At 59.5% G+C, this 25016-nt stretch carries 23 protein-coding genes and 1 riboswitch; of the genes, 8 read left to right on the forward strand and 15 right to left on the reverse strand.

Going from position 1 to position 25016, the window contains the following annotated elements; translation table 11 throughout:
- The first annotated feature begins 20 nt into the window (after nucleotides 1-20).
- A complete protein-coding gene (locus R6X40_RS18525) occupies nucleotides 21-1163 on the forward strand; it encodes an ABC transporter substrate-binding protein (RefSeq protein WP_318415261.1) in 1143 nt (380 codons plus the stop codon).
- Nucleotides 1164-1642: 479 nt separating this feature from the next.
- Here the strand turns inward: R6X40_RS18525 and R6X40_RS18530 are convergent, their stop codons facing one another.
- From R6X40_RS18530 to R6X40_RS18565, 8 genes are all read right to left on the reverse strand, one after another.
- Nucleotides 1643-2044 carry a hypothetical protein gene (locus tag R6X40_RS18530; protein WP_318415262.1) on the reverse strand — a complete coding sequence of 134 codons (402 nt, stop codon included), beginning with the start codon at nucleotides 2042-2044 and terminating at the stop codon, nucleotides 1643-1645.
- Between the two features lie 396 nt (nucleotides 2045-2440).
- Entirely contained in the window at nucleotides 2441-3505 is a 1065-nt protein-coding gene (locus R6X40_RS18535; RefSeq protein WP_318415263.1) for an ornithine cyclodeaminase, read from the reverse strand.
- A 111-nt stretch (nucleotides 3506-3616) separates the two neighbouring features.
- Nucleotides 3617-4276, reverse strand: coding sequence for an FMN-binding negative transcriptional regulator (locus tag R6X40_RS18540; protein WP_318415264.1), 660 nt, complete (start codon nucleotides 4274-4276; stop codon nucleotides 3617-3619).
- 6 nt (nucleotides 4277-4282) lie between these two features.
- Nucleotides 4283-5164: a branched-chain amino acid ABC transporter permease gene (locus R6X40_RS18545; protein ID WP_318415265.1), complete on the reverse strand. Its 882-nt coding sequence runs from the start codon at nucleotides 5162-5164 to the stop codon at nucleotides 4283-4285.
- A 5-nt stretch (nucleotides 5165-5169) separates the two neighbouring features.
- Nucleotides 5170-5874: an ABC transporter ATP-binding protein gene (locus R6X40_RS18550; RefSeq protein ID WP_318415266.1), complete on the reverse strand. Its 705-nt coding sequence runs from the start codon at nucleotides 5872-5874 to the stop codon at nucleotides 5170-5172.
- Between the two features lie 30 nt (nucleotides 5875-5904).
- A complete protein-coding gene (locus tag R6X40_RS18555) occupies nucleotides 5905-7080 on the reverse strand; it encodes an ABC transporter substrate-binding protein (protein WP_318415267.1) in 1176 nt (391 codons plus the stop codon).
- A 17-nt stretch (nucleotides 7081-7097) separates the two neighbouring features.
- Entirely contained in the window at nucleotides 7098-8960 is a 1863-nt protein-coding gene (locus R6X40_RS18560) for a branched-chain amino acid ABC transporter ATP-binding protein/permease (RefSeq protein ID WP_318415268.1), read from the reverse strand.
- The gene (locus R6X40_RS18565; RefSeq protein WP_318415269.1) at nucleotides 8960-9169 is read right to left on the reverse strand and encodes a hypothetical protein; all 210 of its coding nucleotides are present in this window, start codon (nucleotides 9167-9169) and stop codon (nucleotides 8960-8962) included. The genes R6X40_RS18560 and R6X40_RS18565 overlap by 1 nt, the downstream gene beginning before the upstream one ends.
- 20 nt (nucleotides 9170-9189) lie before the next feature.
- On the opposite strand from R6X40_RS18565, the gene R6X40_RS18570 reads away from it, so the two are divergent.
- From R6X40_RS18570 to R6X40_RS18590, 5 genes are read left to right on the forward strand one after another with little or no spacing between them, the layout of a single operon-like run.
- Nucleotides 9190-10140, forward strand: coding sequence for a MurR/RpiR family transcriptional regulator (locus R6X40_RS18570; protein WP_318415270.1), 951 nt, complete (start codon nucleotides 9190-9192; stop codon nucleotides 10138-10140).
- A 2-nt stretch (nucleotides 10141-10142) separates the two neighbouring features.
- A complete protein-coding gene (locus tag R6X40_RS18575; RefSeq protein ID WP_318415271.1) occupies nucleotides 10143-10790 on the forward strand; it encodes an isochorismatase family cysteine hydrolase in 648 nt (215 codons plus the stop codon).
- On the forward strand, nucleotides 10787-12109 hold the full coding sequence (locus tag R6X40_RS18580; protein ID WP_318415272.1) for a glutamine synthetase family protein: 1323 nt from the start codon (nucleotides 10787-10789) through the stop codon (nucleotides 12107-12109). Before R6X40_RS18575 ends, R6X40_RS18580 begins: the two co-directional genes overlap by 4 nt.
- Nucleotides 12109-12885 (forward strand): N-formylglutamate amidohydrolase, encoded by a 777-nt coding sequence (locus R6X40_RS18585; RefSeq protein WP_318415273.1) that lies wholly within the window; start codon nucleotides 12109-12111, stop codon nucleotides 12883-12885. Before R6X40_RS18580 ends, R6X40_RS18585 begins: the two co-directional genes overlap by 1 nt.
- On the forward strand, nucleotides 12882-14207 hold the full coding sequence (locus tag R6X40_RS18590) for an aspartate aminotransferase family protein (protein ID WP_318415274.1): 1326 nt from the start codon (nucleotides 12882-12884) through the stop codon (nucleotides 14205-14207). Before R6X40_RS18585 ends, R6X40_RS18590 begins: the two co-directional genes overlap by 4 nt.
- A 292-nt stretch (nucleotides 14208-14499) precedes the next feature.
- Here the strand turns inward: R6X40_RS18590 and R6X40_RS18595 are convergent, their stop codons facing one another.
- The gene (locus tag R6X40_RS18595) at nucleotides 14500-16731 is read right to left on the reverse strand and encodes a mechanosensitive ion channel domain-containing protein (protein WP_318415275.1); all 2232 of its coding nucleotides are present in this window, start codon (nucleotides 16729-16731) and stop codon (nucleotides 14500-14502) included.
- On the opposite strand from R6X40_RS18595, the gene R6X40_RS18600 reads away from it, so the two are divergent.
- Nucleotides 16730-17053 carry a hypothetical protein gene (locus R6X40_RS18600; protein ID WP_318415276.1) on the forward strand — a complete coding sequence of 108 codons (324 nt, stop codon included), beginning with the start codon at nucleotides 16730-16732 and terminating at the stop codon, nucleotides 17051-17053. The genes R6X40_RS18595 and R6X40_RS18600 overlap by 2 nt on opposite strands.
- Before the next feature lie 260 nt (nucleotides 17054-17313).
- Here the strand turns inward: R6X40_RS18600 and R6X40_RS18605 are convergent, their stop codons facing one another.
- The 6 genes from R6X40_RS18605 to R6X40_RS18630 all read right to left on the reverse strand — a co-directional run bounded on the left by R6X40_RS18605 (nucleotide 17314) and on the right by R6X40_RS18630 (nucleotide 22324).
- Nucleotides 17314-18099 carry a class I SAM-dependent methyltransferase gene (locus R6X40_RS18605; RefSeq protein WP_318415277.1) on the reverse strand — a complete coding sequence of 262 codons (786 nt, stop codon included), beginning with the start codon at nucleotides 18097-18099 and terminating at the stop codon, nucleotides 17314-17316.
- The gene (locus tag R6X40_RS18610) at nucleotides 18096-18551 is read right to left on the reverse strand and encodes a pseudoazurin (RefSeq protein ID WP_318415278.1); all 456 of its coding nucleotides are present in this window, start codon (nucleotides 18549-18551) and stop codon (nucleotides 18096-18098) included. Before R6X40_RS18610 ends, R6X40_RS18605 begins: the two co-directional genes overlap by 4 nt.
- The gene (locus R6X40_RS18615) at nucleotides 18548-19351 is read right to left on the reverse strand and encodes an ABC transporter ATP-binding protein (protein WP_318415279.1); all 804 of its coding nucleotides are present in this window, start codon (nucleotides 19349-19351) and stop codon (nucleotides 18548-18550) included. The genes R6X40_RS18610 and R6X40_RS18615 overlap by 4 nt, the downstream gene beginning before the upstream one ends.
- Nucleotides 19348-20376 (reverse strand): iron ABC transporter permease, encoded by a 1029-nt coding sequence (locus tag R6X40_RS18620; protein WP_318415280.1) that lies wholly within the window; start codon nucleotides 20374-20376, stop codon nucleotides 19348-19350. The genes R6X40_RS18615 and R6X40_RS18620 overlap by 4 nt, the downstream gene beginning before the upstream one ends.
- Nucleotides 20373-21374 (reverse strand): ABC transporter substrate-binding protein, encoded by a 1002-nt coding sequence (locus tag R6X40_RS18625; RefSeq protein WP_412178415.1) that lies wholly within the window; start codon nucleotides 21372-21374, stop codon nucleotides 20373-20375. Before R6X40_RS18625 ends, R6X40_RS18620 begins: the two co-directional genes overlap by 4 nt.
- Nucleotides 21375-21622: 248 nt before the next feature.
- A riboswitch (cobalamin riboswitch) is annotated at nucleotides 21623-21855 on the reverse strand.
- A gap of 274 nt (nucleotides 21856-22129) precedes the next feature.
- Nucleotides 22130-22324 (reverse strand): heavy-metal-associated domain-containing protein, encoded by a 195-nt coding sequence (locus tag R6X40_RS18630; RefSeq protein WP_318415282.1) that lies wholly within the window; start codon nucleotides 22322-22324, stop codon nucleotides 22130-22132.
- 162 nt (nucleotides 22325-22486) lie between these two features.
- Here R6X40_RS18630 and R6X40_RS18635 point away from each other — a divergent pair, with 162 nt between their 5' ends.
- A complete protein-coding gene (locus tag R6X40_RS18635) occupies nucleotides 22487-24991 on the forward strand; it encodes a heavy metal translocating P-type ATPase (protein WP_318415283.1) in 2505 nt (834 codons plus the stop codon).
- Nucleotides 24992-25016 lie beyond the last annotated feature (25 nt).

Here is a 25016-nt window from a genome sequence, read left to right on the forward strand (position 1 = left end):
AAAAGCAACGAAGGAAAGACATGACGAAAACACTCATCGGCCTACTGACGGGCGCTTCCGCTCTGGCGATCGGCTTGACGCATGCAATGGCCCAGGAGCCGAAACAGATCGGTATTCCGGATAGCGAATATTCGCTGGAGGCATTGATCGAGGCAGCGAAAAAAGAAGCGCCGATCACGGTGATCGACGCGACCGGCAAGATCGTCACGATGGCCGAGAATTTTTCGGCAAAATACGGCCTGAAGGCGACCGGCGTGAAGATGAGCGGTCAGGACCAGGAACAGGTCATCGCCCGTGAAGCGACCGCCGGCAACGTGCGCACCGACGTGTTCAACATGAGCAACCTGCCGTCGGTGACCAGCCAGATCCTGCCGCAGGGCCATGGCATCTCCTGGCTTGCCCCTGATCTCAAGGACAAGATCCCGGCCGCGTATCAGAGCCCGGCGATCACCAGCAACAATCCGTGGGTGTTCGCCTACAACACCGACGTTCACGGCGAAGCCTGCCCGGTCAGCAACCTCTGGGCGCTGACGACCGAAGAGTGGAAGGGCCGCGTCGCGATCCCCGATCCGCTTTTGCGCAACGAGACCATGTTTTGGTTCAACCAGATCGCCACTCATGACGACGCCGCCATGCGCCAAGCCTACAAGGCCCAGTTCGGCGAAGAGCTGAAGACCGAGGAAACCAGCGCGACGGCCGAATGGGTCAAGCGTTTGGCTCAGAACAAGCCGATGGTCACCCGCAGCGACACCGATGTCGGTCCTGTTATCGGTGCTCCTGGTCAGGAAAAGCCACCGATCGGCTTCCTCAGCGTCGCCATTTTCCGTGACGCCAAGAAGGACGGTTACGGCATGGGCATCTGCAAGGAAATGAAGCCTTGGATCGGCCAGCTCACGCCACGCGTCGCAGTGATCGCCGCCGGCACTAAGAGCCCCAACGCGGCCAAGCTCTTTGCCCGCTTCATGATGACGGAAGAAGGCATGGCGCCGCAGCTCGGCGACGGCAAGATCTCGACAAACATCGAGGCCAAAATGCCGGAGAAAGAAGTATCCGGCATCGCCAAATACGCCGATCTTCTCTACGTGAACCACTCCGAAACCGCACCGGACGACTTTGCCAAGCTTCAGGATTGGCAGGACTTCTGGCTGCAGCATTCCCGCTAAACACCCTTCGCCCCACGCCTGCAAAGGCGTGGGGTTCCTCATTCAGCATCGTTTTGGAGGTGCCGTGGGGCCGTCGGGTCTGGATGGCGCCCGTTTTGCCATGCGATTTTAGACGGCGTTTGAGCTTGGCGGGACAGGTGCAGTCATGCCGCAAGACCGCACACGTCGATCGCCGAACGTTACAGTGTCCAACGAGGAGCTGATTGCACGCCAAAGTTTCGAATTCTGGGAGGCGCGCATTTGCACCGGCGGGAAGCATTCGTCACCGCCTGGTGAATTGATCCAATATCTCGGAGTTGCTGGAGCAAAGCGATGCGGCCCGGCCGACGAGATTCATGCGTGCTCGATAGCCCGGCTGCTCTCGCATTGAGGTTAACCAGCCTTGCGAATACGCAGCGGCGAGCAGCTTGCTTGATCTGAATGCTGCGCCAGTCCAGAATCAAGAACATCAGTTAAGCGTTCGGTCGCAGGATCTGCCCTTACTCGGCCGCGGCTAGAAATAATCTGTTCTGCGAAGATGATGCCAAAGCACGCACCCTGGCATCCGCCTTGGCGATCAGCTGGTAGAACTCATCCTGTGCTTCCACATCCAGCTGAATCACGGCATTGACGTCATCTGGCGTATCGCAAACGCAGGCAACCGCTGAAATCGGGCAGGTTCCGCCGGGGTATCGCTTTCCGTTGCCACTGTAGGCGCGGCGTGCCCAACGCTCGGAATAAACCGTTTCCTCGCGATCAAGATGCAGGATGGTCCCCTTGCAAGCAGTGACAATAGCGGCCTTGCCGTAGGCAAACCAGTGGTAGTTCAGCCTCCGCAGTATATACTTGCCAGTGATATCTTCACCGGAAAGTTCAGCCGGGTCTTCTATCATTCTAATCATGATCGCTTCCTTGAGTGGGAGCAATATCGGTTATGTTCGCGCCCGCAGCAAGTCAAAAAAGGCTGATTTCGGAGGCACTTAGTCACAAAGTGTTTCCGTTTCTTACATTGCCGTCAGAATATATTACTGCCTTGCTGCGCGCCAACGGCGCAGAAAACGCGGTTATCGCAAAAGAACGCGGGCCATAGGGCTGGCCCGCACCGCAGCGGTGCCACTGCTAAAATCGGTTCATTTGATACATTCGTCGGCCCAGAGGCAGCGAGGGGAGGAAGAAAATCAAGCGACAGCGCTGACCCTTTCCCCGCCTCCATTTTCAATTGAAGCAGCCACCAGCCCTGGACATAGCGCTGCCGATCAGCAAGATGCCCATCGCCCGTGTGCGGTAATCAGGCCATTTCAGTCATTTTTTTCCTGTTGTGACCGTTGCAGCATGCCGAACAGGTCGCGAGGGTCATCTGGGTCGGCGATCATGTCGAGATCCTGGTAGAATCCCGTTCCGTCCAACTTGCCCCGGATATAGCGGAGCGCCGAGAAGTCCTCGATGGCAAACCCGACGCTGTCGAACAACGTAATCTGACCGGCGTCGCGGCGGCCGGCGGTCTGGCCGGTCACGACCTTCCACATCTCGGTGACGGGGTATTCCGGAGGCATTTGTTGGATCTCGCCCTCGATGCGTGTCTGCGGGGTGTATTCCACATAAGTGTCGGCCCGCTGCAGGATGTCGCGATGCAGCTCGGTCTTGCCGGGGCAATCACCACCGACGGCATTGATATGGACGCCTGCACCGATCATGTTGTCGGTTAGAATGGTGGCAAGCTGCTTGTCGGCTGTGCAGGTGGTGATGATGCCAGCGCCTTCGATTGCCGATTGCGACGAGGCGCACGCGGTCACCTTCAAACCGGAGTGAGCAAGGTTGCGGGCAGTTTTTGCTGTCGCCAGTGGATCGATGTCGTAGAGTTGCACGTGGTCGATGCCGCAGACTGCCTTGAAGGCCAACGCCTGAAACTCAGCCTGCGCGCCGTTGCCGATGATAGCCATGGTGCGCGCGCCTTTCGGTGCAAGGTGCCGTGCGACCATCGCGGACGTAGCAGCGGTGCGAAGCGCCGTCAGCAGCGTCATCTCTGTCAGGAGCACAGGATAACCGGTCGAAACTTCCGCCAAAAGCCCGAAGGCCGTGACGGTCTGCAGGCCCTGCGCCATATTCTTCGGGTGGCCGTTGACATATTTGAAGCTGTATATCTCCCCGTCCGATGTCGGCATCAGCTCAATGACGCCCTCCTTGGAATGGGAGGCAATGCGCGGCGTCTTGTCGAACAGATCCCAACGCCGGAAATCGGCCTCGATGACATCGGCCAATTCCACCAGCACGGTCTCGATGCCGACGGCATGAACAAGGCGCATCATGTTTGCGACACTGACAAACGGGACGAGAGCTTTTTCCGATGGGAGGAGCGAGTGCATTGAAATATCCTTTTGAGCATGCGCGGCGCGTCGAAGCGATTGTGCGGCGGGCATGGATTTAGAGAGCGGTGTTTGAGCGATGAAGCCAAGCCGGTCTGGAAAATGATTATATCATTCCGGTGCGATAACGCCGCTTTCCGCTTGCGGCTGGCGGCTGGAATTGTGCCGCGTCATTGCGTCGGACAGCGCAGGATCGTTGCCAGACAGCGCTGCGATCGCGGCATTGGTGTCGTAAAGCCGTTCATCCTGACCCATTTTGAATTTTGCCTCCATCCTGCTGGCCGGAAGGCTGAAACCAAGGATATGCGGCATGCGGCGCTCCATGCCGCCGGGCCCGAGTTCGCGCATTCGCCAGCGGTCGTCGCGCCCGTCTTCCAGCAGCTCCACCAGTTCCAGAAGGTGACGTGCTGTTGCGTGGTCATCCAGAACCTTCGGTTTTCCGTGGCAATGGACAACGGCGAAATTCCAGGTCGGAGCACTGTCGCGGACCGGTTGTGCCGGATACCAGGACGACGAGATATAGCCGTGCGGTCCCTGGAAGATGGCAATCGTATCGTGCCCGGCCGCGATCAGCGCGCTTTGCGGATTGGCGCGCGCCAGATGCGACACGAGAGCGGGACCACCGCTCTCCTGCCGTTTCAGAACAAACGGCAGATGTGACGCGACGAGCCCGTCCGGTCCATGGGTGACGACGGTGGCAAACACCGTCTTTTCGATGAGTGAGAATACCTCGTCCTGTGAGAGCGGGGCATATTCCGGCTTGGTATACATCGGGTTCTAGCTTCTCTGGGCAGTAACTGCGGGAATGAGGCCGTTCGGGCGGACGAGCAGCACGACGATGACACCGGACAGGACGATGGCGTCGCGATACGGCGCAAGCTCCGGTGGCAAGGTAGCCTGGAGCAAAACTTCAATGATCCCCAACAGAAAGCCGCCGGCAACTGCGCCACGCAAACTGCCGAGGCCACCAACTACGGCGGCGATAAAAGCCTTCAGCACCGGCGTGAATCCCATGAGCGGATCGACAGAGGCACGCTGGGCGATCCACAACATCGAAGCGATACCAGCCAGAAGACCCGACAGCAGAAACGCGGTTGCGATGATGCGGCTGGCGGGAATACCCATCAGGCGCACGACATTGAAGTCTTCGGCAGCAGCCCGCATCGCCGTACCGGTTACCGACCGCTTCAGGAAAAGCTCCAACGAGATCAGTGCCAGAATCGAGATGGAAATGGAGATCGCCGGGCCGACACCTATGGTCAAACTGCCGATGGAGAACGCACCAGTCATCCAATCGGGCATGGCGACAGGTTGCGGCCGTGCCGAAACGCCATTTTGAAAGAATACTTTAAGCAGGCTGGATACGGCAAAGCTGGTCAGCAGAAGGCTGGTGACGCTGGCGCCGCGCATGGGCCTGAAGGCAACGCGCTCCATCGCAACGGCGGCAAGCGCGCCGGTGCAAATCGCAACGATGACCGCTGCAGGAAACGGAACCCCCATGAAAAGTGACCCGAGAAGCGCGTAGCCAGAGACAGTCATCAACTCGCCATGGGCAAAGTTGATCAGCCCGACGATCGAGAAGACAATGGCAAGACCGAGCGCCAAAAGGGCGTAAACACCGCCGAGACTGATCGCATTGATGATTTGCTGGATGATCATGATGGTCACGCTCCGAGATAGGCTTGGCGGACGAGGTCGGAACCGGCAAGTTCCCTTGCCGTGCCGGAAAGCACGGCTTCGCCATTGGCAAGAACCGTTGCCTTGTCGGCGATTTCAAGCGCAAGCGCGACGTTCTGCTCGATAAGCAGGATGGTCAGCCCTTTACGTCTGAGACTGGCAATCAGGTCGAACACGGTGTCGATCAGCTGCGGTGCGAGACCCAATGACGGCTCGTCGAGCATCAAAAGCCTGGGCTTGGACATCATCGCCCGGGCAATCGCCAGCATCTGCTGCTCACCGCCCGACAGATTGCCACCGCGAATCCGATAATAGCGCCGGAGAATGGGAAACAGTTCCAGCATCTCTTCCTCGCGCGTCTTTGCCTCGGCCGACGAAAGATGCATCGCGCCACCAAGCCGCAGATTCTCGGCCACGGTCAGGCTACCGAAGATGCGGCGTCCTTCCGGCACCAGAACGACGCCCTTGCGGGCAATCTGTTCGGGAGCAAGGCCGGAAAGCTCGTCGCCGTCAAACAGGACTTTGCCCGATGAAGGGGTGACCAGGCCAGAAATGGCAGCCAGAGTGGAGCTCTTGCCGGCGCCATTGGCGCCGACAAGAGCTACGATTTCGCCTTTCGCAACGGAAAGATCGATGCGGTTGACCGCATCCACCTCCCCATAGCGCACCCGCAAGGCCTCGACATTGAGCATGGTGTATTTCCTTTGCCGGAAAAGCCTTTGTTACGGAGCGGGCACTTCTTCGGCGACAGGCACGATGGTCGACACGTATTTCGGCGTGCCAGCCTCATACCGCATCAGAACGACGGCACGCAGCGGCATGCCAGTGGTGCCGGCATAAGTGATCTTGCCGGTGATGCTGTCGAAGTCTTTCAAGCCGGCCATAGCCGTGCGAATTGCGGCGGAATCGTCCGAACCGGCAATCCGTGCCGCCTCGTCGAGGATCAGGCCAATCTCGTAGCCGTTGACTTCATAGGTCGATTCCGGTGCGTGACCGACAGCCTTCTCGAATGCGGCGTTAAAGGCTTCAAGCTTGCTGCCTGGCTGGGCATAACCCGCCGCCGTGAAGACGACGCCATCGACGAGCTTTCCAAGGCCTTTGATTGTTGGCGTATTCAGCGCATCGGCGCCGTAAACCGGAATATCGACGCCTGCTGCGCGCAGCTGCTGGATGAAGGCCGGGAAATCCGGTTCATAGGCGGCGGTCATGATCAGATCTGGTTTCTCGGCGAGCCCCTTGATCTTGGTTACCTCGGCGGAGAAATCCGGCTGACCCATGGTAAAAGTGCCACGCCCGACAATCTTGCCGCCCTTGGCTTCGAAAACCTTGCCGAAATATTCCGGCAGATTGGCTGTGTAGGTGGCGTCGGGCGAGGTCAGCAGATAGACATTTTTCTTGCCCTCCGAGATGGAAAAATCGGCAATGGCCGTTGCCTGCAGATTATCGCCGGGATAGCTGCCAAACATCACGTCACCGACTGCGCCCGTCAGGATGGGCGCCGAACCGCAAAGGGTGATCGTTGGAATGCCGAGCGGTTGCGTCAGCTGGCCGACCGAAATCGACGGATCGGCGTCGCACGGGCTGATCATCACTTTGGCGCCTTCATCCAGAAGTTCCTGCGCCACGGTTGCCGTCTGGGCGGTGTCAGAGCGCGTGTCCTTGACGATCAGTTTGACCTTATACTTGCCGCCGAGGCCACCCTTGGCGTTGATCTCGTCGATGGCCATCTTGAAGCCGGCAAGCGCGGGCTGGTCATAAGGCGCAAGGCCACCCGTCTGTGCCGTGGCGGCACCAATGATAAAGTCGTCGGCAAGTGCTGTGCCTGAAAACGTTGTGGCAGAGACGGCCGACAGCATGAGTGCTGCGGCAAGGCGGCGGGTATGATGCAAATCAGACATTATCAATGTTCCCTTTTTTATTGTGAAAGTGCGGTTGCAGGCTCTGAAGTGACTGTCTTGGCGCCGCGGCTGCCGAGATAGGCGGCGATCACGGCAGGATTGCTGCGAATATCTTGCGGTGCGCCATCGGCAATGACCTTGCCGTGATCGATGACGACAATGCGTTCGCACAGGTTCATCACCAACCGCATGTCGTGCTCGATCAGGATGATGCCGATGCCGCGGTCGGCGCGGACTGTGGCAAGAATTTCGACCAGGCTGGCGGTCTCGACCGCATTCATGCCGGCTGCCGGCTCGTCCAACAGAAGAAACCGCGGCTTCAGCGCCAGCGCCCGGGCAATCTCCAGCCGGCGGCGCAGTCCGTAGGCCAGGCCCTCGGCATCGCGGGTAGCATGTTCGGCCAACTCCATGCGATGAAGTTCGCGCCAAGCGGCAGCTTCTGCAGATGCGAGGTCTGGCTCCACCTGACGGGCGGCCACCAGCACGTTTTCGAGCACCGTCATCCGCGAGAAGATGCGGATGTTCTGGAAGGTTCTGGCAATCCCGGCCCGGGCGAAGCGGAAGGCAGAATGGCTTGCGAGCGGGGCATCGACGGTGACTTCGCCTGAGCTTGGCACCACGTCGCCAGAGATCATATTAATGAAGGTCGTCTTGCCCGCGCCGTTCGGTCCAATAATGCCGGTGATCATATCTGTACGGAATTCGAGCGAGATGTTGTCGACGGCAAGAACCCCAGCGTAGCGGCGCGACAGGCCCTTGGCCGCGATAATGCCGCCAGACGTGATGCGCTTCGGCTCGGGAGCCAATTGCGGGCCTACAGACTGCGCGTCATCCCTTACCCGTCGCAGGATATTCAGCTCGCTGCGGCCGAACAGTCCATCCGGGCGACGCCAGATAATGAGGATCATAGCGATGGCGAGCACGCCCTGCGTCAGTCCGAAAAGAGCCGGCAGTTCGATACCGAAAACCGTCGATCCGCCTTCCATGCGCCGTACAACCTCGATCACCACCGTGGTGACGATGACGCCCGCAAAAGCCCCGAGCGACGAATTCATGCCGCCGACGATCAGCATTGCCAGCATGGTGAAACCGAGGTCAAAGTAAAAATCCTTCGGCGAAAATGCACCGAGAAACTGGGCGAACAGGGCGCCGGTAACAAAGGCGACAATGACACTGACGAGCCAGGAGGCAAACCAGGCGAGACGCCGGTTGACACCAACGGCTGCAGCGCCGCGTTCGTCATTGGCTGCGGCCCGGGCTGCAAGTCCCAAAGGGCTCTCGCGGAAGACGCGCGCCACCAGCAGGCCAAGCGCGGCAATGGCCGTGGCGGTCCACAACCCGACTTCGCGCGGGACGCCATAGAAGGGCTGGCTACCCCGGGTGATTTCGCGTGCCGCGACTAACAACGTGTAGATGATGATCAGCAATGCCAGCGTAGCGATGGAGGCGCCCGACCCGGACAGCCGCAGCAAGGGTGTGCCAGTGATCGCGCCGATAGCGATGCCGATGATCGCTGCGACAGCGAGTGCTGCCAGGAAGGGAAGCTGGTAACCGGCCAGAAACTCCGGCAACTGCTTCAGTGCCGTCTGTTGCAGGGCCACGGGCATGGTCAAAATGCCGGTGATATAGGCCCCGAGGCCCAAAAAACCGGCATGCCCAAAAGAGACAATTCCCGTATTGCCCGAAAAAATCTGCAGACTGAGAACCGCCGTCAACATGATTGCGGCGTATGTCACCACCCGCTGAGCCGCAGGCCCTCCAAGGAAGAAAACCGAAACGGCGATTGCCAGGACAATCATGATCATCACGGTGGAATCAGCCAGTGCACCGCGCATGACTGCCGGCAGGATGTAGCTGCGTTTTGGTGCAGGGCCGGTCATCAGGCCGCCACCACGAGATCGGCTTCAGCCATGGAGAAACCACCGGCAAAGGCCAATGCGCCATCGTCATATTTGATCATTGTTCGTTCCCGTGCAGCGTTTTGCGGCGTTGTCCGAAGGTAAGTCCAAAAATTAATTGATGTCAACATCTCTTCAGAATTGACGTTATCTATTTTTTCTGCAATTTTTTCTACAGTGACAAAAAGCAATCGGGAGCATCCGGAAGACAATGAGCATCAGAGATTTGCTTCTGAATGGCGGTCAGGCCTTGACCCCTTCGGAGGAGAAAATCGTTCGGGTTCTGCTGACGGATTACCCGACCGCAGGCCTTGCAACGGCGACAAGTTTGGCCAAGCGCGCCAATGTCAGCGACGCCACCGTCGTGCGCCTGGTGATGAAGCTCGGCTTTGAAGGGTTCCCGGATTTCCAGTCAAAACTGCTGGCCGAAGTCGAGGCCCGGCTGCATTCACCGTTGCTGATGATGGAAACGAAACGGCCGGACGTATCGGCCGGCGAAGGCAAGGAAGGTGCTGCCATCGCCTATATGCGCTCTGTTGCCGCCGCCATGGACAAGGCCGTGTCGGCAACGCCGATCAATACCTATGATCGGGCTGCGCGCACCATCATGGAGGCCAAGGGGCAGGTCGTGATACTCGGCGGCCGCTTCAGCCGCCATGTCGCCGGCATGCTTGCGGGGTATCTCGCACAGTTCCGCACCAATGTACGCGACATTGGCGCTCTCTCCGCGGGGCAGTTCGACGAACTTGTGGATCTCGGCAAGCGCGATGTTCTCGTCGTCTTCGACTACCGGCGTTATCAGCTTGATGTCGTCGCTTTCGCCGGACAGGCCGCGGCGCGCGGCGTGCGGATCGTTCTGTTCACCGACCCCTGGCTTTCACCGATTGCCGACAGCGCCGAAGTGGCGATCATCAGCCCGCTGGAAGTCGCATCGCCCTATGACACTTTGGCGCCGGCCATCGCCCAGATGGAAGCGCTTGTCACCCACATCCTCTCCACCATGAGCGACCAGACCCGGTCGCGCATCGAGGAGCTGGAAAGCGTACGGCGTGAAAATGCGGTCACCCTCGACAATGCCAAGATGCTGGCCACGGTGTCGAAGGCCGACGAAAACCATTCCCGGGATTTTCCCGGCCCGAAAACCACGAGGCAGGAGACTTGACGATGACGACACTCGATTTGCGGCGTGATGCCGATTACGTTGCCGGTGAAACCGCGCTTCTGCTGGTCGATCTGCAGCGGATCTGGCTGGAGCCAGGCCTTGAGCCATCGCATCCTGAGCGCGGTCCGGATCACTATTTCTACACCGAGACTGGCAGCCGTACGGTTCCGAACAACGAGAAGCTGCTGGCAGCGGCCCGCGCAAATGGCGTGGAAGTCGTCCACACCATTATCCAGAGCCTGACCGAGGACGGTCGCGATCGTTCGCTCGATCACAAGATGACGCCAATCCACATCGCGCCAAGCCGGCCTGAAGGCCTGCCGGTGCCCTCCCTGATGCCGGTCCGCAACGAAATTCTCCTGCCGAAGACATCATCCGGCGTCTTCAACTCGACCAATATCGATTACGTGCTGAAAAACCTGAATGTTCGCCATCTCATCATCACCGGCATCATGACCGACCAGTGCGTGGACATGGCGGTGCGCGATGCGGCCGACCGGGGCTATCGCGTCACCTGCGTTGCGGATGCCTGTGCATCGGCAACGCAGGCCCGCCACGATGGCGCGCTCAAGGCCTTTGGCGGCTATTGCTGGGTTAGCGATACGCAAACCGTCGTCAGCCGCTTCAACGCATTGGGAAAATCTGCATGAACCCCGTTGTCGAACCGCTTGTCGCCATCGTCACCACTGACCTATCTGCCGTCACACGCGGCCGCTCCGTCACGCAAAGCCGCCTCGAAAAGGTTGCCGGCACCGGGATAGGCTGGCTCCAGGCGAATATCTCCCTGACGCCGTTCAACTCGATTGCCAATCCGAACCCATGGGGGTCGTCAGGCGATCTGCGCATCCTCCCAGATCTGAACGCACGTTATCGGACATCCCTGACCGGTGCGGAAACGCCATTCGACATGGTGCCTGGCGATATCGTCGAACTGGATGGTAAGCCTTGGTTGGGTTGCACGAGGACGATGCTGCGCGACGCTCTCGCCGACCTGAAGGCGGCCACAGGCCTGTCCGTTGTTGCCACATTCGAACAGGAGTTTCAGATTTTCGGCGCTGATTTCCGCGCAGCCCATTCTCTCTCGATGGAAGCGCTGCGCCGTGCCGATCCTTTCGCGCCTCAGCTGATGGCCGCCCTTGAACAGGCGGGCGTATCGCCCGAGGTGATCATCGCAGAATTCGGCGACGATCAATTCGAGGTTACCCACGCACCAACCGATGCGCTCACAGCTGCGGACCGCTGCGTGGCGATCCGCGAGATTACCCGCGAACTGACCCGGAATTTCGGCTGGGAAGCGACGTTCGCACCCAAAGCGGCGCCGGATGCTGTCGGCAACGGCGTGCATATCCATTTCAGTTTTGTTGACGTCAATGGTGATCCCGTCACCTACGATCCGGCGCTGCCGGGCCGTCTCTCCGCCAAGGCAGGCTCCTTCTGCGCCGGTGTGCTGCGGCATCTCCCGGCTCTGACGGTGCTGACCGCTTCAAGCGTATCGTCTTATTACCGGCTGAAGCCGCACAGCTGGAGTTCATCCTATACCTGGCTTGCCGACAAGGACCGTGAGGCAACCCTGCGGATCTGCCCGACAGTCAGCATCGGCGGCAGGGACCCGGCGCGCCAGTTCAATATCGAATATCGTGCTGCCGATGCGACAGCCAATCCTTATCTGTCGCTGGCTGCCATCATCCGTGCGGGTCTGGAGGGTCTGAAAGCCAACCTGCCAACGCCTCCCTTGGTGACGGGAGACCCATCCGAAATGACCGCCGAGGAGCGTCAGTCTCTCGGTCTGGTGCGACTACCGGAGACGCTGGAAGCCGCCCTTGAAGCCCTGCAGGCTGATACTGTTGTTACCGGCTGGTTCGCGCCGGTTTTTATTCAGTCCTTTGCAGGCGTCAAACGGGCGGAGATCGCCCGCTTCGCTGGCATGGAACCCGCCGCCATCTGCGATACCTACCGGAAGCTTTACTGATGACCGAGCCCCTGCGCAAAACCCATGCACCGGATTGGCCACCACCGGTGGAAATACGCAATGAGGCCGGCACTTCGGACATCGTGCTGCTTTGCGAACATGCTTCGAACCATATTCCAAAGGAGTTCAACCAACTCGGCCTGGACGGCACGGACACCAGGCGCCATATCGCCTGGGACATCGGTGCTGCTGAAGTCACACGCCGGCTGTCGGCTGCGCTGCATGCCCCGGCCTTTCTTAGCAGCTATTCGCGGCTGCTGATCGATCTCAACCGGCCACTCGACAGCGAAAGCAGCATTCCGGCGCGTTCGGAAAGCACTGATATTCCCGGCAATGCAGGTCTGACGCCGGAGGAGCGCGCCCGGCGCGCGGCACGGATCTTCACACCCTTTCATGACCGGGTGGCCGCTCACGTCTTGCAACGTGAAGAAGCGGGACGCCCGGCCCGCATCGTCGCCATACACTCCTTTACGCCGGTTTTCTTCGGCAAGGCGCGCCCTTGGCATGCGGGCATTCTTTACGACACGTCGGCCGCCTTTGCGCAGGCCGTGATTGGCGGATTGCGCAGAGATCCATCTCTCAACGTTGAGGCCAACGTGCCTTACGTCATCAGCCGGGACGAGGACTACGCCATCCCGGTCCACGGACAGGACCGCGGCCATGAGGCCATCCTTATTGAGATCCGCCAGGATCTGATTTCATCGCCCGAAGGTATTGATGAATGGGCTGATCGTCTCACACGCGCGCTCGTGGCTCCTTTAGAGAGCGAAAGATGATGACATCGCCCACACTGTCGTTGCGCGAGCGCGATGCCCGGGCGATTGCCGAGATCGGCCGTCTGCGATTCTCGCCGCTCAGTTTGACGGGCGGCAAGGGAAATCGCCTGATCGAGGAAGGCGGACGATCACTGCTCGATCTTTCCGGATCGGCAGGTCCAGCCATTCTCGGTTACGGGCATCCGGCGATTGTCGAGGCGGTGGAGAAATCCATGCGCGACATGGCGGGGGCAAGCCTGCTGCTCTATGCCAATGAACCCGCAGTTTCATTGGCGGAAACGCTTCTACGCATCGTTCCGGGTGATGTAGATCGGCGCGTCTGGTTCGGTCATTCCGGGTCGGACGCCAACGATTGCGCTTTGCGGGTGGCGGTTGCTGCCACCAAGCGTCCGCGCATCATTTCCTTCATCGGATCCTACCACGGCAATCTGACCGGCTCGATGGGCATCAGCGGCCACACCGCCATGACCCATACGTTGCCGCGCGCTGGTGTGCTGCTTTTGCCCTATCCCGATCCGTTCCGGCCGCAGTTTTCGGCGGATGCGGTTCTCGCTCTGCTGGATTACCAATTCGAAACCACCTGCCCACCCGATCAGGTCGCTGCGATCTTCATCGAGCCACTGATGTCGGATGGCGGCATCATCGTGCCACCGGCGGGGTTCCTTAAGGCGCTGCAGGAGCGGTGCCGCCGTCATGGCATCCTCATTGTCGTTGACGAGGTCAAGGTCGGGCTCGGCCGCAGCGGCATGATGCATTGTTTCGAGCACGAGGGCCTCGAGCCAGATTTGGTGATCTTTGGCAAGGGGCTGGGCGGCGGTCTGCCGCTGTCTGCCGTGGTTGGTCCACAATCCATCATGGATCACGCACCGGCCTTCGCTCTTTTGACAACTGCCGGCAATCCCGTTGCGACAGCTGCAGGCGGCGCAGTGCTTCGCGTGATTGAGGAAGACGGACTGATTGAACGGTCCGCCCGGATCGGCACCCTGTTTGCCGATGGACTGCGCGCCCTGAGCACAAAGCACGCGACGATGGGCGATGTGCGCGGCCGCGGGCTGGCGGTTGGCATGGATCTGGTGAAGGACCGGCAGACACGTGAACCGGTACATCCGAGCGTTACCGCCAAGATCATCTATCGCGGATACCAGCTGGGGGCCGCTTTCACCTATGTAGGGCTGAAAGCAAATGTGCTGGAGTTCATGCCGCCGCTAACGCTCAGCGAGGATGAAGCGGCAGAGGGAGTGGCCATTGTCGATCAGGCGATGACGGATGTTGCGAATGGCAGGGTTGCCGATGCCGACGTCGCTTCCTTCATGATGTGGTAAGCGAGACGGGGGTAAACCTTGAGTCTCGGGTGGAAACAGATCCCAAAAGACAGGCGCGCCTTCATCCGCCAGCAGAAACTGTTCTTCGTCGCCACCCCGCCTGCGGAGGGTCGCGTCAACCTCTTGCCCAAAGGGTGTCGGCAATCCCATCGAGGCCATCGCGCGGATAGAAACGCTTGCACTATGGCATCCATGGCCCCACGGATCTGCATCGACCGGCTCATGATGAGGCAGGAATCCAACAATGGCCCCTCGTATGGAAACTCGAAACTGGCGCAGATCTCTGTACCACTCAATTCTCGAGATCTTCAGCATCCGCGGCCGCCATGGATACCGGCGACGGCATGGTACTATTCTTGTCTTTACGCACGGCCTTTTGATCATGCATCGAAACGAAAGCCGGCGGAGCGTTGCCATTTTTATCCACGCCGAAATAGATCGTTTGATGCGGAAACGGGATTTCAATTCCGCGGGCATCGAAGACGCGTTTCACGGCGCCATTCAAGGCGCGGCCAACAGCCCATTGTTTCCCTGGCAGGGTCTTGATGCGCACACGAATAATCACTGCGCTATCGGCGAGCTCCTGGATGCCGAACCATTCCATATCACCAAGAATGACAGCGTTTGAATCCGGATCACCACGCAAATCCTCGAACGCTTCGAACATCGCAAGGCGCGCGTCCTCGACGTCCTCGCGATAGGCGATGCCGATATCGCCAACGTGATAGGAGAAATCACGCATCAAGTTGGTGACCATTTCCACCGAGGAAAAGGAGATGATGTGGTAAGCGCCCCTGACGTCGCGAAGACTGACCGAACGGATCGTCAGGCGCTCGACAGTGCCGGTTGTACTGCCCACTGTGATCACGTCGCCGACGTTGATTGCATTCTCGAGCTGGATGAACACACCATTGATGACATCCTGGACAAGCTTTTGCGCACCAAACCCGATTGCCAACCCGAGCACGCCTGCCGATGCCAGCAGTGGTGCAATATCCAGCCCCATTTGTGACAAGGAAAACATGAGTGCGATCACGACAATCGCAATCGTAACCGCATTTCTGAGCAGAGAAAGAAGCGTCGTTTCGCGCGATGTCGCGATCGAACCGAAGGCCGGGTTGAGGCGATAATCAACCCAGGAGCTTAAAGCAAGCCAGAGACTATAGGCGACAAGCAGGATGACGAAGACCGAAGCGATCGCACCGGTAAAAGCCAATCCCGGACGTGATTGCATAATTGCGACCAAGTCGAAAATCCCGATCACCGACAGCACGGCACCGAGAACCAGCATCATGATAACCAGTCGAAGGATCGTCAGGAAGCGTGGGACGAGACCGTTGACGCGCCGCTCCAGGAGGGGAAGCCGTTCATTAACGTTTTCCGGAAGAGTGACGCCTTTGGTAACTGCCCGCGCCAGCCAATCGGCGACCACAAAGCCGACAATGATGGCGCCGAACGCCTGGGCGCTGGCGGCGAGAACAGAAAACAGCCGGTCTGCTGGCCCGATCAGCACCACGAAAAACAGAAACGCGAGATAGACGAGCACCGGCCAATGCCATCGTTTGGCAATGAACCGGACCCGGCGGTGGCGGGGGGCATGATCCGGTGTTTCCAGAAGCCAGTTTGTCACGGCCTGTCTGTTCATCAATGTCGCCGTGATGGCGATGATCAAGGCAAGAAGTGCGATAAGCGCGGAGAAGGCCTGTCCAGATGCGCCTGAAACCGCATCTGCGAGAATCGGCTGAAGAAGCAGTTGCCCATAGCCGAGAATGCTGATGAGCAACGCCAGAATCCGGCTTGTTCGCCGGGCCGCCTGATCGGATATCCGCACCAACCGGAGTTCGCCGGCCGAGGGCGACAGAACAGTTCTGACGGCCACCTTTGCCAGTTGTACGACCGTGAACGCATTCAGATACAACGTCTGCTGGATATCCATCCGTCCCAGTTGACCGAACACGGTCAACGCCGCCACATACCCGGCGCCCCAAGCTGCCACGACAATACCGACATCGAGAATTGCCGACATCACGATCAGAATGGCTTTTTCAAAAAAGCCGGCGGTTAGCGCGCGTCGGCCGAAAGAACGGTCAATTCGCCGCGTCATCAATCTCAAAGTGGCAAAGACACCGTATGTGACCACAATCACCAAGGCCAGATCACGCAAGATCAGCAGCAGTACCTCGCCTTCGGCAACATTCAGGTTGGCAAAGGTGGCAGGCGCTGCAGCCAACTGCGTTGAAAAGGCGATCACCGAGGAAACAGTTCTTTCGGCAAATTGCCGTGTGACTTCTGCTATCCTCTGGCCGATGGAGCTGTCTGGCGTCGTATTCAACGGGGCCGGCTCAAGAGCAGAGGGCGCGGCGGCGCTGGCTGCCTTCTGCAATTCGTCCAGAAAAACCGCCCGCATCTTGTCGTCTCGCAGAACGTCGATCAGGTCCTGGAGCTTTGAGGCCTGTGAGGGGTGCTCCTGCGACACGCCTTGGATCGCAGGCTGTTGCGCGGTCGCCGGAGCAATTCCAGCCATGAATGTAATGATTAAAAAACAGGCCGTTCTCAGCAACGAAAGCGCCATCGGTTCCCCCCAGTATTCATTTCATACGAATGCAATTTTTGCAAAAATTCATGAAAAGCATAAGGGAACCACCTTTTGGATCAACCTTTGGATGGGATTTTCTCGTCGGAACGGCCGACGCGCCGACCGGAACCGTGCGTCAGATCACGCCCTCGCAGACATCGTCTTTCCGTCTGACGTCAGATATTGGCAAAGAAAATTGGGTTTGTTCCGTCAATACGCGAAAGCGGCGATGCCACGCTGCGTAACTTGCTTTGGAAACGGGGAGGGGTGAGTCGAAGAGAAGCCGGAGTGCCAAAGCAGGAGGATTTTGCGTAAGCACTTGAGACCGAAACAGCCCGTCCGACGCAGACTTCTGGCTGAACGCAGAACAAGACAGCCTTGGATATCGGCGTTGGCCTTTCGATGCCGTGGCGTGCTGGATTGGCCAGAGCCGTGATCAGGTGATGGATGCGCCGATAGATGCCGTCGCCATGGAGGATATGGCGGAATGGTCTTTGACGCCTGGTAGCGTACGGCCTTCACCGCCCCGGCCTATGCTGATTTGGTGCAGGATAGGACGAACTTGTTGTAGACCAGAGTGCGAAGTTTGTTACGGATATTGGCACGGTCACGTTGACCCCGCGCGATCGATCGCTGCGAAGTGACTTCAATATCGGCGAAGCCCGCCCGATCAAGCAGCGGGACGACGGCGGACGGTGAGAGACCGTTGCTGAATGGAAGCCTCTGCATGATCTCGGTGTGCCGTGCACCCAGCCCGCCGTCGAGATGTGTGCTTGCGCCCGTGACCCGGTCCATGACCGCGATGATGCGCAGTGCCAAACGCCCCAGCCTGCTGGGTCCAGCCCAGTTTCCGTCGAAGAACAGCAGCTTGCCATCAGGTCGCAGCACACGATGCCAGTCGGCGAAGGCCATGGCCGGGTCAGTCAGCGTCCAGACGAGGTGACGGTTGACGATGGCATCGTAGCTTTCGTCGGGCTCCATCGTGTTTTCCGCGTCGGCGAGAATGAAATATGCCCGCGCATTGCCCTGGTGCTTGACCTTGGCGGTGGCCAGCATGGGTTCGGAGAAATCCAGCGCCGTCACCGTATGCCCCATCGATAGCAGGACACGGGTGACCTCACCTGTACCGCAGGCAAGCTCCAGAATCTTGAGCGGCTTGTCACCCAGTTGCGCGCGGATCGCGTTCGCCCAGGCGTCGAACTCGGGTCCTTCGGGAATGCGATGCCCAAAATCCTGATCGAAGGTCTTCGAGCGTTCAGACCAGTAGGCTCTAATATCTTCCTTGAGATCCGCATTCGGCCGATAAGTGCTGTTCATTTCCCGTCGGCCTTTGCGTCGACGCCGGCGAACATGGCATCGAAGCGCGCCCGGGCACGTGCCGGGACGTCGAACGCGCGGATATCGTCAGACAGTGCGGCGTCTCCCACCCTGATCAGCATCACCATGCCCATGCCGAAATGCGGCGAACACTTGATTCCATAGAAGCCGTCCTGATCGAATGTGACCTCAATCTCCTCGTTGATTTTTCCTTTGAACCCTGGATAGCCGTCCGGAACCATGCCGTCGATCGATGCGGCATTGTGGCTCTTGTTGGTGGCGATGAATTTGACGCGGTCGCCGGATTTCAGTTCCAGATAGTCGGGTTCGAACACCATCGATCCCTTGTCTCCACGATTGCGCATCTTGACCTCGAATGTTTCGGCCGAGGCAGGAAAAGCAGCCGACAGAATGAGAGTTGCGGCCAATACGGCTCTGGCGATCGCAGTCATGATAGTCTCCGGAGGGGCTGTTGGGCGGGAATGGAGGGGCCGGGTGGGCGGTATCGTATATGGCAGCCTGCATCGCCCTCATGTTCGATATCGGCATCGATACCGAACACGGACTTGATGCGCTGGGCTTCCAGAACCTGGCGTGGAGATCCCAGCGCCACCAGCATGCCGCTCTTCATGACGGCAATGCGATCACAGAACATGGCGGCATGGTTGAGGTCGTGCAGTGCGGCGACCACGGTCAAATTTTGCTCTTTGACCAGATGCAAAAGACCGATCTGATGACCGATATCGAGATGATTGGTCGGCTCATCCAGCAGCAGGATCGAAGGCTGCTGGGCGAGGGCGCGGGCAATATGAAGCCTCTGGCGTTCGCCGCCAGACAGCGTGTGCCACCAGCGTTTCGCAAATCTCTCCATATCGACATTGCGGATTGCCTCGTCGACGATGGCATCGTCTTTGCCCGACCATGCGGACAGGGGCCCGAGATGCGGCGTACGGCCAAGTTCCACGGCTTGGCGCGCCGTGATCCGCTCGGCGGTCTCGGCCTGCTGTTCCACAAGCGCGATCCTCTGGGCGATTTCGCGACGACCGAGGGTCTGGAGCCGTTGTCCGTCGAGCAGGACTTCGCCGGAGCGCGGTTTTCGGATGCCGGAGAGTAGCGACATCAGACTGGTTTTTCCCGAGCCATTGGGGCCGACGATGCCCAGAAACTCGCCCGGCGCGACATCGAGCGAGACATCCTGAAGGATGGTGACGCCCCCGGCAGACCAGGAAACATTATGCGCCGAGAGTTTCATGCTGAGACCCGCCTGCGACCGAGGATAAGAGCAAAGGCCGGCGCACCCACCAGCGCGGTAATGACGCCGATTGGCAGGACCTGGCCGGGAATGATGACGCGGGAGATGATGTCCGCCGCGATCATGAACACAGCGCCGATCAGGGCGGAAGCCGGGATCAGCAATCCATGTCTCACACCGACGACCATGCGGGCCGCATGCGGAATGACGAGACCCATGAAGCCGATCGAGCCGACAATGCTCACCATCACCGCCGTCATCAGCGCCGAAATGCCGATCAGCACTGCATAGACGCGGCGGACATTGATACCGAGCGAGGCGGCCGATTCCGAGCCGAAGGTGAAGGCATCCAGTGCACGCGCCTGCCAAAGGCAGACAGCGATCCCAACGACCACGCAGGGGAAAGCGAGCCAGACATCAGTCCATCTGACGCCTGAGAGATTGCCGAGCAGCCAGAACATGATGCCGCGAGCCTGTTCCGCATTGGCTGCCTTGGTCACGATGAAGGACGTCAATGCATTGAAAAGCTGGGAGCCGGCCACACCGGCAAGAATGATGGCGCTGGTGCCGCGCCCTGCTCGCAAGGCTAACAGGCTGACAAGACCGAAGGCGACAAGCGCGCCGAAGAATGCCCCCGCAGGCATGGTCAGGAAGCCCGCCCCAAATCCGAGAATGGCAACGCCGACCGCGCCTGTCGAAGCGCCGGCGGAAATGCCTAGAATATAGGGGTCGGCGAGCGGATTCCTCAGCAGCGCCTGCAAAACTACGCCGGACACCGCGAGTGCCGAACCGCAACACGCAGCAACCACGGCACGGCTCATCCGGTAGTTCCAGACGATACCCTGGTCGATGGGATCAAGCGGGTATCCTGCGTTCCACAGGCGGTTTGCGGCCGTCTTGGCAACAATCTCCATCGGAATTGCGGTCTCGCCGATGGCCGCGCCCAGCCAGAGCGCAGCGAGCAGAATGACAAGCGCCAGCAAAATGGCGCCTGTCTTCGACAGCGATGAAATGATCGCGATCACCTGTTGAGCCCGGATGCCGCGATCGCATCGGCCAGGACTTCGATGCCTTCGATCGTACGGATCGTCGGGTTCATCGACTGTGCGTCCATCTCGACGACACGACCATCCTTGACGGCGGCCATGAGGCTGGCGACAGGGTCTGTCTTCAGGAACTCAAGCTTGACGGCGATGTCATCGGCGGGGAAGCGGCGACGTGTCAGCTTTCCGGCGATGATGAACGTCGGATTGGATTTCGCGATGGTTTCCCAGCCGACCGTCGGCCATTCCTCATCGCTCTCGATGACGTTCTTGACGCCGAGCGTGCGCAGGATATAGCCCGGCGCGCCGTACTTGCCTGCGACATAGGGATCAATGTCCGTTTCGGCGCTCGAGAACCAGAATACGGCCGAAAGCTTGTCGTTGGCGGCAGAAATCTTCTTGCGGGCAGCGTTTTCGCGCGCCTTCAGATCGGCGATCACCTTCGCACCCTGATCCTGGACGTCATAGATTTTGGCGAGTTCTGCGATTTCGCGATAGATTAGGTCCATGTCGAAGGGTTTCAGCCGGACACCGTCATCGCCGGCAGAATTGTCCTTTCCGTTGCAATCCGACGGAGAAATATAAGCCGGAATGCCAAGCTCTTCGAACTGTTCAGGCTTTCCGACGACCCCTTCAGGTCCAATCATCCACTGGAATTGGGCCGTAACCAGATCAGGCTTTTTACCGATGACACTCTCGAAGCTCGGATCGTTGTCGGCGAGCCGCTCGATCTTGGAATTGATCTCCTCATATTGCTTGAGGACCGGGCCGATCCAAAGCGCGGTGCCGACGACCTTCTCGTGAACGCCGAGCAGATAGAGAATTTCGGTGGTGCTCTGACCGATCGAGACTGCCCGCTCTGGCGCCTTGTTGATGGTGATCTTGCGGCCGCAATTGTCGAGCGTCAGCGGATACGCGGTCTTTTCCGCGAAAGCCTGGGTCGCTGCGAGCGAAACAAAGACAGCGGCGCTGGCCAGCATGGCAATCGATTTGAGTACGAACATATGGTCCTCCGGATGACTTACGCTTCAAGGCGGATTCGGTGAGGGCATGGGACATTGCGACCTGCAGCACCGCGCGCGATGCAATCGGTCGCCAAAGCCTTTCAGCCCGAAATGAGACAGATGCAGCGGGATGGGAAATCCGGGAGAATGCGCGTGAACGCGCTGCAGGTTCGGTTGGAAACCGTCATCACTATCTCCTGTACAGGGCATCCCCGCCCGTGACGTTGGATCGATCTTATGACGGCAGGTCTCCTGGCTCACGGATGTCTGCTCTCATCTGCCTTCCCGGAATTTCTTCCAGTGGCATGACACCTTCCGGCGTCACAAGGATGATAGGCAATCCGCTTACAGTTGCGGGGGCAGCCACGGTTTCGGTCCCTCTTGGGTCGTCCTCACCGTGTTCCCTATTAATCCCCTCAGAGTCATCACTCGGGGAACCGTCGGTGGCGAATTAGCACCGAGTTTTGGGCCGCGTCAACGTAAACTGGAGGTTGTCAGCAAAGTTTTTCCCGCATGCCCGAGTGATGCTCCCACGACGGCAAACCGATGTCTCAATCGCGCCTCTTAATGGTAGGTGAGGGGTGATTTCATGAGCCTATCAAGACGCCATTGGCCGTTATCAGCTATCGGAGAATTGGGACGCCGGTGCTCAACCGACGCCCCCGCGGGCGCGAAAACGCCCGCGCACGCGATAAAGAGCGGCGTATCTTTGTTCTTGATGCCGCCTTCGCTCAGTTCGTTGTTGCCGGATAGCCGGCTTCTTCGAGAGCCTTTTGAAGGGCTGCTGAGGTTGCTGTTGTTTCGACCTTGACAGTGCGTGCGGCGGGATTGGTCTCGATCCCGGCATTGGGGTCGATGGACTGGATCGCCTTGGTGACGGATCTGGCGCAGCCGCCGCAGGTCATATTTTCGATTTTGAGGTCCATTGACATTCTCCTTGTTTGGGACTGATGACGTGGAAGATGGGGCTTCCAACCATGGGAAGGTCAAGTGGCGTTTAACGGGAAAGTTTGCTATTGACCTTCCCATGGTTGGAAGCCCCATCTTCTATCCGAACCTGAATTTCGGAACGAGAAAAGGAGGCGGCTATGAATGCCCCCGTTCGATCAACAGACTTGTTTTCAACGCTATCGCTACCCATCGAGGGCATGACCTGCGCGTCCTGCGTCGGTCGTATAGAACGAGCATTGAAAGCCGTCCCCGGCGTTGAGACCGTATCGGTCAACCTGGCGACGGAACGCGCGAGCATCACGACCACGTCGGCAGTTCCCCGTGCAAAGCTTGTCGAGGCTGTCGAAAACGCCGGTTATTCCGTGCCGGTTAAATCTGCCGGTGCGGCAGGTCCCACGGAGCTATCGATCGAGGGCATGACCTGCGCATCCTGCGTTGGCCGCGTCGAGCGCGCGCTGAAGGCAATCCCCGGCGTGACGGAGGCAATCGTCAATCTGGCGACAGAGCGGGCCACGATCCGCGGAACCGCCGATGCGGCGGCCCTGATTGCCGCGATTGAAGATGCCGGTTACGACGCAAAGGTCATCGGCACGGCCGCCGGCTATGGCGGCGAGGGCGAGAACGCCGAGCGCGCAGAAAAGAAGGACGCAGAGCGGCGTGAACTGACCCGTGACTTTACCATCGCAGCGGTGCTGACGGCGCCGATCTTTCTGATCGAGATGGGATCGCATCTGATCCCGGGCGTACATGGCCTGATCGAATCGACGATCGGCATGCAGTGGAGCTGGTACATCCAGTTCGCGCTGACAACACTGGTGCTGTTCATTCCGGGCATCCGGTTTTATGACAAGGGACTGCCGGCGCTCTGGCGGCTTGCTCCCGACATGAACTCGCTCGTGGCCGTCGGTTCGCTTGCAGCCTATGGCTATTCGCTGGTCGCAACCTTCGCGCCCGGCTTCCTGCCGCCTGGAACGATCAACGTCTATTTTGAAGCCGCCGCCGTCATCGTGACGCTTATTCTGCTCGGCCGCCTGCTCGAGGCCCGCGCCAAGGGCCGGACATCCGAAGCGATCAAGCGCCTGGCCGGGCTTCAAGCCAAGACGGCGCGCGTCCGCAAGGACGGCAAGACGGTCGATCTGCCGATCGGTTCGGTTGTATCAGGCGATATCGTCGAGGTTCGCCCCGGTGAACGTCTGCCCGTCGATGGCGAAGTGGTCGAAGGCGCCAGCTATGTCGATGAATCGATGATTACCGGCGAGCCGATCCCGGTTTCCAAGTCGGCGGGCAGTCAGATCGTCGGCGGCACGGTCAACCAGAAGGGCGCGTTCGCGTTCCGTGCCACGGCGGTCGGCGGCAATACGGTACTGTCGCAGATCATCCGTATGGTCGAGGAGGCTCAGGGCTCCAAGCTGCCGATCCAGGCGCTGGTCGACAAGGTCACCATGTGGTTCGTACCGGCAGTCTTTGCGGTCGCGGCGCTGACCTTTGCGGCCTGGCTCTCGTTCGGCCCGTCGCCGGCGCTTACCTTCGCGCTGGTCAATGCGGTTGCCGTGCTGATCATCGCCTGCCCGTGCGCCATGGGTCTGGCAACGCCGACCTCCATCATGGTGGGCACCGGCCGGGGCGCGGAACTCGGTGTGGTGTTCCGCAAGGGAGAAGCCCTCCAGTCGCTGAAGGATGCCAAGGTCGTGGCGCTCGACAAGACCGGTACTCTGACTGCGGGCAAGCCGGCCCTGACCGATCTGGAACTGGCGGATGGCTTTAACCGTCCGGCCGTCCTCAGTCTTGTCGCGGCCGTCGAGGCCAAGTCGGAACATCCGATTGCCAGTGCGATCGTGGACGCTGCCATTGCGGAAGACATTTCGCTGCCAGCCGTTTCGGACTTTGAATCCGTGACAGGCTTTGGCGTCAAGGCCAAGGTTGACGGCAAGCGTGTCGAGATCGGCGCCGACCGCTACATGGTCGAACTCGGCCTTGATGTGGCAGCTTTCTCCAAGGTCGCAGAACGTCTGGGCGACGAGGGCAAGTCGCCACTGTATGCCGCAATCGACGGCAAGCTCGCGGCAATCATCGCCGTGGCCGACCCGATCAAGGAGGCAACACCTGCGGCGATCAAGGCCCTGCATGCTCTTGGCCTCAAGGTCGCGATGATCACCGGCGACAATGCCCGCACGGCAAAGGCGATCGCGGCGCGGCTCGGGATCGACGAGGTGGTGGCGGAAGTGCTGCCGGACGGTAAGGTCGATGCTGTTCGCCGGCTGAGGGCCAAGTATGGCAAGATCGCCTTCGTCGGCGATGGCATCAACGACGCCCCGGCGCTGGCCGAAGCGGACGTGGGTCTCGCCATCGGCACAGGCACGGACATCGCCATCGAGGCGGCGGACGTGGTGCTGATGTCGGGCAGTCTACAGGGCGTCCCGAACGCGATCGCCCTGTCAAAAGCGACGATCGGCAACATCCGGCAGAACCTGTTCTGGGCGTTTGCCTATAATACGGCTCTGATTCCGGTTGCGGCGGGCCTGCTCTATCCGGCCTACGGCATCTTGCTATCGCCGGTCTTTGCCGCTGGCGCCATGGCACTATCGAGTGTGTTCGTGCTCGGCAATGCACTGCGGCTGCGCAGGTTCAAGATGGTGCACTGACAAGCTGCGGCAACCGTCCCCATAT

Source organism: Rhizobium sp. PL01 (assembly GCF_033447125.1).
Lineage (GTDB): Bacteria > Pseudomonadota > Alphaproteobacteria > Rhizobiales > Rhizobiaceae > Pararhizobium.